Below are 12,182 nucleotides of genomic sequence, written 5' to 3' on the forward strand. Positions count from 1 at the left end.
GGACGATGAGCAAGAGAGCGCAAGAGGGCTTCACGCTGGTCGAGCTGCTGGTCGTGGTCGCGATCATCGCCATCCTCGCCGCGATCGCGATCCCGACCTTCTCGTCCTACCGGGCGGACGGCTACGACGCGCACGCGATCAGCGGGCTCGCGAACCTGGCCCGGGCGGAGGAGGTCTTCTTCGCGTCGAACGGGCGCTACACGACCGACGTGGCCGAGCTGCCGCCGTACTACCCACCGACCGGGGTTGTCTTGACGGTCACCGACGCGGGCCCGCAGCGCTTCCGCGCGACCTCGCACCACCCGCTCGGGACGCGCACCTTCACCTGGGACTCGGGGGCGGGCGGGCTGCAGCCGTAGCTGCGCCGCAGCGAAGGAGCAGCATCCGCGGGAAGAACGAGCCGCGCCCGTAGCGAGGCGCCGGGGGCTCTGTTACCGCCCCCAAAGTGAAGGCCGAAGAAACCGCCGCGACCTCGGGCGTCCAGCGTCGCGAGGACGTCCGCAACGTCGCGATCATCGCGCACGTCGACCACGGCAAGACCACGCTGGTCGACGCGCTGCTACGCCAGAGCGGGATCTTCCGCGCCAACGAGCAGGTCGCCGAGCGAGTGATGGACTCGAACGCGATCGAGCGCGAGCGCGGGCTGACGATCCTCGCCAAGAACACCGCGGTCACCTACCGCGGCGTGAAGATCAACATCATCGACACCCCCGGGCACGCCGATTTCGGCGGCGAGGTCGAGCGCACGCTCGCGATGGTCGACGGCGTCCTGCTGCTGGTCGACGCGTCCGAGGGGCCGCTGCCGCAGACGCGCTTCGTGCTGCGCAAGGCGCTCGAGCGCGGCCTGCCGCCGATCGTTTGCATCAACAAGATCGACCGTGCGGACGCGCGCGTCGCCGAGGTGCTCGACGAGGTCTACGGGCTGTTCATCGACCTCGACGCGACCGAGGAGCAGCTCGAGTTCCCGGTGGTCTACACGATCGCGCGCGAGGGCATCGCCAAGCGCTCGCTCGAGGACCCGTCGAGCGATCTCCGTCCCCTGTTCGACGCGATCCTCAACGAGCTGCCGGGACCGCTCGTCGATCCCGGCGCGCCGACGCAGTTCCAGGCGAACAACCTCGACTACGACGACTACGTCGGACGCCTGGCGCTCGGACGCGTGCTCGCCGGCGAGCTGGTCGCCGGACAGACCTACGCGGTGTGCGGCGCCGACGGCGTCCGCACGGCGAAGCTCACCAACCTCTACGGCTGGATCGGCCTCAAGCGCATCAACCTCGAGCGCGCGCAGGCGGGCGACATCGTCGCGCTCGCCGGCATCGAGGACATCCAGATCGGCGACACGGTGGCGGACCGCGAGCGTCCGGTCGCGGCGCCGCGCCTGCGCATCGACGAGCCGACGATCACGATGATCTTCGGCGTCAATACCTCGCCGTGGGCGGGACGCGAGGGGCAGTGGGTGACCTCGCGCAAGCTGCGCGAGCGGCTCGAGACCGAGGCGCGGCGCAACGTCTCGATCCGCGTCGAGGACACGGAGCAGCCGGATCGCCTGCGCGTCTCGGGACGCGGCGAGCTGCAGCTCGCGGTGCTCATCGAGACCATGCGGCGCGAGGGCTACGAGCTCGAGGTGTCGAAGCCCGACGTCCTCACGCGCAAGGAGAACGACCAGGTGCTCGAGCCGATGGAGGTCGCGGTCATCGACCTGCCGGAGGAGTACATCGGCGTCGTCTCGCAGCTCCTCGCCATGCGGCGCGGCGTGATGACCAAGATGAGCCCGCCGTCGTCGGGACGCGTGCGGCTCGAGTTCAGCGTGCCGTCACGCGGCCTGATCGGCTTCCGCTCGTCGTTCCTCACCGACACGCGCGGCACCGGCATCATCAACGCGATGTTCGACGGCTGGGCGCCGTGGGCCGGCGAGATCCAGCGGCGCACGAACGGCGCCATGGTCGCCGACCGCGAGGGCGTCGCGACGCCGTACGCGATCTTCCACCTGCAGGAGCGCGGCACGATGTTCATCTCGCCCGGCACGCGCGTCTACGAGGGCATGGTGATCGGCGAGTACTCGCGCGCGGGCGACCTCGACGTGAACATCACGCGCGAGAAGAAGCTGACCAACATCCGCGCGGCGGGACACGACGAGGCCGTGCGCCTCACGCCGCCGCGCCAGATGGGCCTCGAGGACGCGCTCGACTGGATCGCCGACGACGAGCTGGTCGAGGTGACGCCGGAGTCGATCCGCATCCGCAAGCGGATCCTGTCGCAGGCGCACCGCCCGAAGCGACGCAAGGAAGAGTAGGGCGGGGCGCGTCCCCGCGAGGCTCGTCTAGCGCGGCCACCATCTTGGCTTGACGCGCGCGTGCAGGTGGTAGTGCTCGGGAATCTGCCGCATGTGGTCGTCGAAGTAGAGCTCGCCGAGCTGCAGGTTGTCGCCGATCAGGCGCAGCGCTCGCTCCATCACGGCGCGCTCCTCCGCGCTCACCGTGGCGCGGTGCTCGCCGAGCACGGCCATCGGCACGTCGCACGAGTCGCAGTCGAGGACGGTGAAGGGGAAGGGCTCGAAGAACTGCGCGTACCAGCGGGTCGTGCGTGCGAGCTCGCAGAGCTCGCACGCCTTCTTCTCGCCCACGCGCGCGCTCACGCCCCGACCAGCTCGCCGAGCGCGCGCTCGTACTCCGCTTCCGAGCGCGTCTGCACGCTGACGTTGTGCAGGCCGACGCCGGCGGCGGCTTCCTGATCGAGGCGCGCCGCGCACTCCGCGACCGAGCCGACGGTCGTGATCTGGTCGAGCAGCGCGTCGGGGACGGCGTCGATGCCGGCCTCGCTGCCGCGCTCGCTCCACGCCTTGCGCACCGCCGCGACGGCGTCGCCCCAGCCGAAGCGCTCGAGCTGCGCGCCGTAGAAGGTCCCCATGCGCGCGATGTAGAAGGCGAGCGTGCCGGCGGCCGCGCGCCGCGCCTTGGCGGGATCGTCGAGCGCGACCACCACGCGGTCGGGCGCGCGCACCGTGACCGCGTCGGCCGGACGTCCGGCGGCGGTGACGCGCTCGCGGAACGACGCGATCTCGCTCGCGAGCTGCTGGTGCGGGATCATGATCGGCATCCAGCCGTCGGCGAGCTCGGCGGTGAGCTTCAGCGCGCCCGGGTTGAGCGACGCGATCCAGATCGGGACGTGCTTGCGCACCGGCTGGAAGCGCAGCGTGAAGCCGCGCTCGAGGTGGAACAGCTTGCCGCGGAACTTCAGCGGCTCGCCCGCCATCAGCATGTTGATGATCTGGATCGTCTCCCGCATGCGCGCGAGCGCGGGCTTGAAGGGGACGCCGTGGAAGTGCTCGATGACCTGCGGACCGCTGGTCCCGAGGCCGGCGATGACGCGGCCGCCGGAGAGCTCGTCGAGGGTCGCGAAGTGCTGCGCGAGCGCGGCCGGCGTGCGCGAGTAGACGTTGACGATGCCGGTGCCGAGCTTGATGCGCGAGGTGCGGGTCGCGAGCAGCGTCAGGATGGTGAACGCGTCGCGGCCCCAGGCCTCCGCGACCCAAACCGTGTCGACGCCGACGCGGTCGGCGATCTCGACCTGGCGGAGCAGGCGGTCGCGGTCGGACAGCTGCTGCCAGTCGAGCGCGATGCTGATCTTGCGTGGCATGTGTCTCTCCTGCGGCCACGAGACGTGCGGCCTCGCGCACGACTAGACGGCGTGCCGCGCTCGCACAAGCGGCAGCCGCGGTGTCACGATCGGACCAGCGTCGCGCGCGGGCGGTTCGCTCGACCTGCATTGACCCCCGGCGGCGCTACCGGTAGAGCAGCGCGACGCTCGCACAGGAGGTAACGATGAGAAGCCGCTCCATCGCCGCACTGGCTGCGTCGTTCACGCTGCTCCTCGCCGTCGCCGTCGCCGGTGCCGCCGATCCGGCGCCCACGAGCGCCCCGACGGCGCAGAAGGAAGGTGAGAAGATGACGCAGACGGGCAAGAACCCGGTGGTCGTGATCTCGACGTCGATGGGCGACATCGAGGCCGAGCTCTACCCCGACGAGGCGCCGGAGACGGTGAAGAACTTCCTCTCCTACGCGGAGGACGGCCACTACGACGGCACGATCTTCCACCGCGTGATCAAGGGCTTCATGATCCAGGGCGGCGGCCTCACGCCGGACATGAATCAGAAGCCGACCAAGGCGCCGATCAAGAACGAGGCCGACAACGGGCTCAAGAACGTGACCGGCACGCTCGCGATGGCGCGCACCAGCGTCCCCGACAGCGCGACGTCGCAGTTCTTCATCAATGTCAAGGACAACGGCTTCCTCGACTTCAAGAGCAAGACGCCGCAGGGCTGGGGCTACGCGGTGTTCGGCAAGGTGATCTCCGGCATGGACGTGGTGCACAAGATCGAGAACGTGCAGACCACCAGCAAGGGGATGCACCAGGACGTCCCGGCCGAGCCGGTCGTCATCAAGAGCATCAAGGTCAAGAGCAGCTGACGCCCGTTCGGCCGCTCCTCGGGCGCGCGACGTCGCTTCGCGCTTGACTGCCGGAAAGCGCGGCGTCTACGTTCGCGCGCCCCGTATGAGGAACGCCGTGCTGCGCAGCGGGGTCGCGTCGCGACCGTGGCTCTCCCTCGCCGTGCTCGTCGCCTTGCTCGTGGCGGCGCTCGCGACGGTGCGCTCGCCCGAGCGTGCGCGGGTCGCGACGCAGGTCGCGCCCGCGTCGTCGGCGTCGTCGCCGGACGCCGACGCGAGCGCCGGCCGCGCGCGGGGCACCGATTCCGCCACCGCTACGGCCGCGGCCGCTGCGCCGCAGTCGTCTGAACCCGCAGCGCCGAGCGCGCCCGCAGCCTCGACGCTCGGCGCGACCACCGCGCCGCCGCCGCGTCTCGACGAGCTCGACGACGTCGCCGCACGCGACGCGGCGCGCGCACTGCTCGAGGACGCCCGCGAGGCGCGCCGCCGCGGCGACCTGCGCAGACAGCTCGCGCTGCTGCAGGAAGCGGTCGAGCTCGCGCCCAGCGTCGAGACCCACGCCGCGCTCGGCACGCTCTACCTCGAGCTCGGCGCGAGCCGGCGCGCGGAAGCCAACCTGCGCGCCGCCGCCGAGGGCGATCCCGCGAACGCGGATCTTTGGATTGCGCTCGCCAACGCGCTGGCGCTGCGACCCGACCCGTTCGGGGCCGCGGAGATGCTCGAGCGCGCCCGCGCCGCGGAGCCGGGCATCACCATCACCCGCGACGCCGGCGGCCGGCTCCAGCGTGACCCTTCACCGACGTCATGAGCGGCGCGCCGAGTCGCACGCTCGCCGGAGGGAACCCCACATGTCCCGCCTGATTCGTTCCGTTCGCTTCGTGGTCGTGATGCTCGCGGGCGCGCTGCTCGCCGCGGCCGACGCCGGCGCGCAGTGCGCGGGCGGCGTCGCCTGCACGGAGTACCTCGGCAGCGTGCGCAACGGCTCGCACTTCCGCATCCTCGTGCCCGAGCCCTGGGACGGCGACGTCTTCCTCGTGAACCACGGCCTCGAGCTCGATCCGCTGACCATCGCGCCGCACAACACGTGCAGGGGGAATCCCGGGCGCGCCTGCCAGACCGACGCCGATTGCCGCGGCGTCGGACCGGGCGTGTGCCACAAGATCTCGATGCTGGGCTTCGACCAGATCCTGCTGCCGAAGGGCAAGGCGGTGGCGGCGTCGACGTTCAGCCAGACGAGCTGGAGCGCGTTCAACAGCCGCTTCGATCTCAAGGCGGTGATCAAGTTCCTGCGCAGCAAGCGCCCGGGCAAGGTGAAGCGGATCATCGTCACCGGCGTCTCGGGCGGCGGCGCGGTGACCGTCGACGCGACGATGCGTCTCGAGCCGGGCCGCCTGATCCACGGCGCGATTCCGCTGTGCTCGGCGTCGGCCGGCGGCCTGGCGACCGTCGACTCGGCGACCGACATCCGGCTGGTCTACGACTACCTGTGCAAGGACGTCCCCGGCGGCACCTTCGACAGCCTGCCCGACGTCGGCGACCCCGAGCTCGCGGAGGTCGAGTTCGCGCTGATCATGAACACCTGCCTCGGCTGGCTCGCGCCGAGCGCGGATCCGGTCGAGGCCGCGGCGCAGAAGGCGCGGCTCGACGCCATGTACGAGCTCACGAAGATCCCGGGACCGCACTCCAACCTGGTGCACGTGATGGGCTTCTCGGTGCTCGCGATGGGGCAGATGGTCAAAGACCGCAAGGCGTTGCGCGGCCGTCGGCCGGGGTGGAACCAGACCGTCGACTACGGCCGCTACTTCGGCGAGGACTTCGACGCCTGGGTGCCGCGCTTCGGCCCCGGCCCGGGGCGCCGCAAGATGTCCCAGAACTCGTTCCTCGACTTCAAGCACGGGGCGGCGCGGCGCGTGAACTATCCGATCCTCTCGTTCTCGGGGGTCAGCGATCACATCTGCACGCCGTCCTTCCAGAAGGTCTACGACGACGCCGCGAAGATGGCCGGCAAGGACCACGCGATGATCTGGGGCAGCACGGGCGGGCACTGCGTGTTCACGCCGTACGAGCTGCGCGCGGTGGTCGAGGAGTACCTCGAGTGGCTCGACAGCTACGGCACGCCGAACGAGGACAAGCCGACCACGGCGGACGTGCTCGCGCGCTGCCTGTCGCTGCCCGGGGCGAGCCCGTCGCAGTGCAACTTCGACACGGAGTTCACGCCGCCGCCGCTGACCGACTACATCCCGCCGCGCCCCGACTGGCCGGTGGCGGCGCGGCAGCCGCTGCCGTGAGGCGCGCCGCGCGCGTGCGACGATCCGCGGACGTCGCGCGCGCGCTCGCCGACGTCGCCTAGCGTCGCCGCGGACGGTCTCGCGCGCGTGGCGCCGGCGTGACCACGCGCCGCCGTCAGGGCACCAGCACGACCTTGCCGATGTTGCGGCGCTCCTGGATGTACGCGTGCGCCGCCGGCGCCTCGGCGAACGAGAACGCGCGGTCGACGTGCGGCCGCACCTTGCCCTCGGCCCACCAGCGCAGGATCGTGTCGAGCCAGCTCGACAGGCGGTCGACCTGGTCCCACATCCGCCCGAGGTTGACGCCGAGCACGCCCTTGTTGCCGTTCATCAGCGACACGGGATTGATCTGCAGCCACGGCACCGACGCGAGCGCGCGGATCCCGCCGAGCAGCGAGCGCTCCTTGCCGGTCGCCGCCGACGACATGCCGAAGCAGACGAGGCGTCCCGTCGGCGCGAGCAGGCGCAGGCCCTTGCGCCACGAGTCGCCGCCGATCGGGTCGAGGATCAGGTCGACGCCGCGTCCGCCGGAGAGGCGCGCGACCTCGAGCTCGTAGTCCTGCGTGCGGTAGTCGATCGCGTGCGTGAGCCCGCGCTCGCGCACGAAGTCGTGCTTGCTCGCCGACGCCGTGCCGTAGGTCTCGACGCCGCCGATCACGTTGCACAGGTCGATCGCGGCGAGCCCCACGCCGCCGGCGGCCTGGTGGATCAGCACGCGATCGCCCGGACGCACGCGGCCCATCTCGAAGATCATCTGGTAGGCCGTGAGGTAGTTGACCGGGATCGCGGCCGCGGTCTGCGCGTCGAGCCCGGGCGGACGGCGCACCGCCTGCTTCTCGGGCACGACGACGACGTCCGAGTAGCCGCCGAAGCGGGTGAGGGCGAGCACCTCCTCGCCGACGCGTGCGCTCGCGACGCCGGGGCCGATCGCGTCGATCGTGCCCGCGACCTCGTAGCCGACGACGCACGGGACCTTCGGCGCGTCGGGGTAGAAGCCGAGCCGCGCCGAGACGTCGGCGAAGTTGATGCCGCTCGCGGCGACGCGGATGCGGACCTGTCCGGGGCCAGGGTTGGGATCGGTGGTCTCCCGCACCTTGAGCACCTCGGGAGGACCGACCTTGGTGATCCATACCTGTCGCATGCGGAGGCTCCTTCGCGCGCGCCGTCAGGCGATGCCGAGCGCGCGGTAGCGTGCCGAGAGCGCGACGTAGTTGGCGGCCGAGCGCCGCAGGTGCTCGAGCTCGGCGGGCTCGAGCGGACGCTTGACGCGCGCCGGCGAGCCGACCGCCAGATGTCCAGCCGGGATCTTGGTGCCCGGCGTCACCAGCGCGCCCGCGCCGATCATGCAGTCCTCGCCGATCTCCACGCCGTCGAGCACGATCGCGCCGATGCCGATCAGCACGCGATCGGCGACGGTGCAGCCGTGCAGCACCGCGGCGTGGCCGATCGTCACGTCGTCGCCGATGCGGGTCGCGAAGCGATCGGTGGTGACGTGGATGACGGCGCGGTCCTGAACGTTCGTGCGCGCGCCGATCGTCACGTCGTGCACGTCGCCGCGCACCACGGCGCCGAACCAGACGCTCGATTGCGCGCCGATCGTCACGCGTCCGACGACGGTCGCGCCCTCGAAGACGATGGCGGTGGGATCGACGTTGGGCTCGCGGTCTGCGAAGGCGCGGATCATGCGGATGTGCTCCTCGAGTATGACCACAACATGTTGTTGCGCGCCCCCGAACCTTGCCACACGGATTGCGCTTTGATAGGGGCAACTATGGCTAGTCCCGATCGCGTCCGTTCGCAACGAAAGCACGCACAGCCACGACGAAGCCCGGCCGTCGGTTTGGGCTTCTTCGTTTGAGAGGTAGGGCAATGGAACTTCATCCTCTCGGCGAAGGGCTCACGTTCGACGACGTCCTGCTCGTCCCCGCAGCGTCCGACGTGCTGCCGCGCATGACCGACGTCGCGACGCAGCTCACGCGACGCATCGCGCTTCAGATCCCGCTCGTCTCGGCGGCGATGGACACCGTCACCGAGTCGCGCACCGCGATCGCGATGGCGCAGGAGGGCGGCATCGGCTTCGTGCACAAGAACCTGCCGATCGCCACGCAGGCGGCCGAGGTCGCGCAGGTGAAGAAGTTCGAGAGCGGCATGGTGTCGGAGCCGCTCACCGTCGATCCGGACCAGACGATCCGCGAAGCGCTCGCCGTCATGCGGCGCGCGCAGATCTCGGGTCTGCCGGTGACGCGCGACGGCCGCCTGGTCGGCATCCTCACCAACCGTGACCTGCGCTTCGAGCGCCGCCTCGACCGTCCCGTCAGCGAGGTGATGACCAAGGACAACCTCATCACCGCGCGTCCCGGCGTCACGCTCGAAGAGGCGAAGAACATCCTGCACGAGCACCGCATCGAGAAGCTGCTCGTGGTCGACGAGCAGCAGCGCCTGATCGGGCTCATCACCGTCAAGGACATCGAGAAGACGACCCAGTTCCCGCACGCGTGTCGTGACGAGCGCGGGCGTCTGCGCGTCGGCGCCGCGGTCGGCGTCGGTCCCGACTGGGAGGAGAGGGCCGCCGCGCTCGTCGAGGCGGGCGTGGACGTGATCTGCGTCGACACCGCGCACGGCCATTCCGCCAACGTGCTGCGCACGGTGAAGCAGATCAAGAGCCGCTATCCCGACCTCGACGTCGTCGCCGGCAACATCGGTACGGGCGAGGCGGCGAAGGCGCTGATCGACGCCGGCGCCGACGCGGTCAAGGTCGGCATGGGCGTCGGCTCGATCTGCACGACCCGCATCATCTCCGGCGTCGGCATGCCGCAGATCACGGCGCTGCTCGACGTCGCGCGCGTCGCGCACCAGGCCGGCATCCCGATGATCGCCGACGGCGGCATCCGCTTCTCGGGCGACATCGTGAAGTCGCTCGCCGCGGGCGCGCACGCGGTGATGATCGGCAGCCTGTTCGCGGGCACCGAGGAGAGCCCGGGCGAGACCATCCTCTACGGCGGCCGCACCTACAAGATGTACCGCGGCATGGGCTCGCTCGGCGCGATGGCCGCCGGCAGCCGCGACCGCTACTTCCAGGAGGACGAGGAGACGCTGAAGCTCGTGCCGGAAGGCATCGAGGGACGCGTCCCGTACAAGGGCTCGCTCGCTTCCAACGTGCACCAGCTGGTCGGCGGGCTGCGCGCCGGCATGGGCTATCTGGGCTGCCGCAACCTCGAGGAGCTGCGCACCAAGTCGCGCTTCATCCGCATCAGCGAGGCCGCGCACCGCGAGAGCCACGTGCACGACGTGATCGTCACCAAGGAAGCCCCGAACTACCGCTTGGATTGACGCCGACATGATCCTGGTCCTCGACTTCGGCAGCCAGTACACGCAGCTCATCGCGCGCCGCGTCCGCGAGTCGCGCGTCTACTGCGAGATCCTTCCCTGCACGGTCGACGTCGAGCAGGTCGCGCAGCGCAAGCCGAAGGGCATCATCCTCTCGGGTGGGCCGGCGAGCGTCTACGTGCCGACGGCGCCGAAGGTCGCGCAGGGCATCCTCGACCTCGGCGTCCCGGTGCTCGGCATCTGCTACGGCATGGGGATCCTGAACGTCTCGGCCGGGGCGTCCGTCGAGCGCGCGGAGCGGCGCGAGTACGGCCGCACGCCGATCACGATCCTCGACGACAGCGACCTGTTCCACGGCTTCGCGCCGGGCAGCGAGCTCACGGTGTGGATGTCGCACGGCGACCGCATGGAGTCGCTGCCGCCGGGCTGGACGCGGCTCGCGGAGAGCGCCAACGCGCCGATCCAGGCGTTCCGCGATCCGACGCGGCGGCTGTTCGGCGTGCAGTTCCACCCGGAGGTCGTGCACACCGAGCGCGGCAGCGAGATCCTGTCGAACTTCGTGCACGGCATCTGCGGCGCCGCGCCGGACTGGACGCCGGGCTCGTTCATCGATCAGGCGGTGGCGCGCATCCGCGAGCAGGCGCCCGAGGGTACGGTGATCTGCGCGCTCTCGGGCGGCGTCGACTCGACGGTCGCGGCGGCGCTGCTGCACCGCGCGATCGGCAACCGGCTCAAGTGCATCTTCGTCGACACCGGTCTGCTGCGCGCCGGCGACCGCGCGATGGTCGAGGACTCGCTCGCGCACCTCGGGCTCGACATCCGCACGATCGACGCGTCGGATCGCTTCTTCGCCGCGCTCGCGGGCGTCACCGATCCGGAGGTCAAGCGCAAGCGGATCGGCAACCTGTTCATCGACATCTTCGAGGAAGCGGCGCGCGAGCTCCACGACGTGCGCTGGCTCGCGCAGGGCACGCTCTATCCGGACGTCATCGAGTCGGTGTCGGTGCGCGGACCGTCGGCGACGATCAAGACGCACCACAACGTCGGCGGTCTGCCCGAGCGCATGAAGCTCCAGCTCATCGAGCCCTTGCGCGAGCTCTTCAAGGACGAGGTGCGCGCCGTCGGACGCGACCTCGGGCTCGCCGAGGAGCTGATCGCGCGCGAGCCGTTCCCGGGACCGGGGCTGGCGGTGCGCATCGTCGGTCCGGTCGACCGCGAGCGCGTCGCGATCGTGCGCGCCGCCGACGCGATCGTGCGCGAGGAGCTCAAGCGCTCGGGCGAGTCGCGCCGCATCTGGCAGGGCTTCGCGGTGCTGCTGCCGGTGCAGACGGTCGGCGTGCAGGGCGACGAGCGCACCTACGACGAGGTCATCGCGGTGCGCGCGGTCGAGAGCCAGGACGGCATGACCGCCGACTGGGCGCGTCTGTCGCACGACACGCTCGAGACCATCGCGCGCCGCATCACCAACGAGGTGAGGGGGGTGAACCGGGTGGTGTACGACGTCTCGTCCAAGCCCCCGGCGACGATCGAGTGGGAATGATTCAACGTCCGGCAGCGACCGGCAGGATCAGGCACAAGACACGCCTAAGCCCGCGTCAATGCGGGCTTTTTTGTGCTTCCAACCTGGCACGGACTGGCAGCCTGGGGTATGGCCAAGCACGAATTTTTCATGGCATAGTCGATGGCACGAAACCGGCCTGTGCCATGCCTCGCCGCCGATGCCATGCGCCTCGTTCCCAGGTGGTCATGGTATCGGAATCGTGTAAGTGGTTGCTGTAAAACGAATTTTTGTCGTTCCGCGCGGGGTTTTCCGGGCATGGTATTGGGGGCCGATGAAGCGTGTGCGTCACGATGGCCGTGCCATGGGTACGTCCCCGTAAGCTGTTGACTTGTAAGGGGTTCTCTTTGGTTCAAGCAGGGCGCACGACGCATGGTGTTGCAAGGGAGCGTGTGTGTCATGTTGACCGATACCAAGCTGCGGAACCTCAAGCCGACGGGCAAGCTGTACAAGGTGGCGGACAGGGACGGCCTGTATGTGGCCGTCACCCCCTCCGGGACCATTTCGTTCCGCTACAACTACGCCCTCAACGGGCGCCAGGAGACCATCACCTTCGGCCGATAC

General features: G+C 70.2%; 12 protein-coding genes. 8 read left to right on the plus strand and 4 right to left on the minus strand.

Annotation, left to right across the window (positions count from 1 at the left end; genetic code table 11):
* Positions 1-5: 5 nt before the first annotated feature.
* Positions 6-359 carry a prepilin-type N-terminal cleavage/methylation domain-containing protein gene (locus VIS07_17075; protein ID HEY8517224.1) on the plus strand — a complete coding sequence of 118 codons (354 nt, stop codon included), beginning with the start codon at positions 6-8 and terminating at the stop codon, positions 357-359.
* Between the two features lie 86 nt (positions 360-445).
* Positions 446-2,293, plus strand: a complete 1,848-nt coding sequence (typA, locus tag VIS07_17080; GenBank protein ID HEY8517225.1) for a translational GTPase TypA — start codon at positions 446-448, stop codon at positions 2,291-2,293.
* A gap of 27 nt (positions 2,294-2,320) precedes the next feature.
* Here the strand turns inward: typA and VIS07_17085 are convergent, their stop codons facing one another.
* A complete protein-coding gene (locus tag VIS07_17085) occupies positions 2,321-2,635 on the minus strand; it encodes a hypothetical protein (GenBank protein ID HEY8517226.1) in 315 nt (104 codons plus the stop codon).
* The gene (locus VIS07_17090; GenBank protein ID HEY8517227.1) at positions 2,632-3,636 is read right to left on the minus strand and encodes an LLM class flavin-dependent oxidoreductase; all 1,005 of its coding nucleotides are present in this window, start codon (positions 3,634-3,636) and stop codon (positions 2,632-2,634) included. The genes VIS07_17085 and VIS07_17090 overlap by 4 nt, the downstream gene beginning before the upstream one ends.
* A gap of 308 nt (positions 3,637-3,944) precedes the next feature.
* On the opposite strand from VIS07_17090, the gene VIS07_17095 reads away from it, so the two are divergent.
* The 3 genes from VIS07_17095 (at position 3,945) to VIS07_17105 (ending at position 6,733) form a co-directional block, all read left to right on the plus strand.
* Entirely contained in the window at positions 3,945-4,466 is a 522-nt protein-coding gene (locus VIS07_17095) for a peptidylprolyl isomerase (protein HEY8517228.1), read from the plus strand.
* A gap of 97 nt (positions 4,467-4,563) precedes the next feature.
* Positions 4,564-5,253 carry a hypothetical protein gene (locus VIS07_17100; GenBank protein HEY8517229.1) on the plus strand — a complete coding sequence of 230 codons (690 nt, stop codon included), beginning with the start codon at positions 4,564-4,566 and terminating at the stop codon, positions 5,251-5,253.
* A gap of 40 nt (positions 5,254-5,293) precedes the next feature.
* Positions 5,294-6,733, plus strand: coding sequence for a hypothetical protein (locus tag VIS07_17105; protein ID HEY8517230.1), 1,440 nt, complete (start codon positions 5,294-5,296; stop codon positions 6,731-6,733).
* A 115-nt stretch (positions 6,734-6,848) separates the two neighbouring features.
* On the opposite strand, the gene VIS07_17110 is transcribed toward VIS07_17105, so the two are convergent.
* Together VIS07_17110 and VIS07_17115 are read right to left on the minus strand one after the other, a co-directional pair.
* Positions 6,849-7,874 (minus strand): medium chain dehydrogenase/reductase family protein, encoded by a 1,026-nt coding sequence (locus VIS07_17110; GenBank protein ID HEY8517231.1) that lies wholly within the window; start codon positions 7,872-7,874, stop codon positions 6,849-6,851.
* Positions 7,875-7,898: 24 nt separating this feature from the next.
* The gene (locus VIS07_17115) at positions 7,899-8,417 is read right to left on the minus strand and encodes a gamma carbonic anhydrase family protein (GenBank protein ID HEY8517232.1); all 519 of its coding nucleotides are present in this window, start codon (positions 8,415-8,417) and stop codon (positions 7,899-7,901) included.
* A 185-nt stretch (positions 8,418-8,602) separates the two neighbouring features.
* Between VIS07_17115 and guaB the strand changes: the two genes are divergently transcribed.
* From guaB to VIS07_17130, 3 genes are all read left to right on the plus strand, one after another.
* Positions 8,603-10,063, plus strand: a complete 1,461-nt coding sequence (guaB, locus tag VIS07_17120) for an IMP dehydrogenase (GenBank protein ID HEY8517233.1) — start codon at positions 8,603-8,605, stop codon at positions 10,061-10,063.
* Between the two features lie 7 nt (positions 10,064-10,070).
* Positions 10,071-11,600 (plus strand): glutamine-hydrolyzing GMP synthase, encoded by a 1,530-nt coding sequence (guaA, locus tag VIS07_17125; protein HEY8517234.1) that lies wholly within the window; start codon positions 10,071-10,073, stop codon positions 11,598-11,600.
* A 417-nt stretch (positions 11,601-12,017) separates the two neighbouring features.
* A partial coding sequence (locus tag VIS07_17130) for an Arm DNA-binding domain-containing protein (protein ID HEY8517235.1) occupies positions 12,018-12,182 on the plus strand: 165 nt, incomplete at its 3' end.

It is taken from the genome of Candidatus Binatia bacterium, from assembly GCA_036563615.1.
Classification (GTDB): Bacteria; Desulfobacterota; Binatia; order UBA12015; family UBA12015; genus DATCMB01.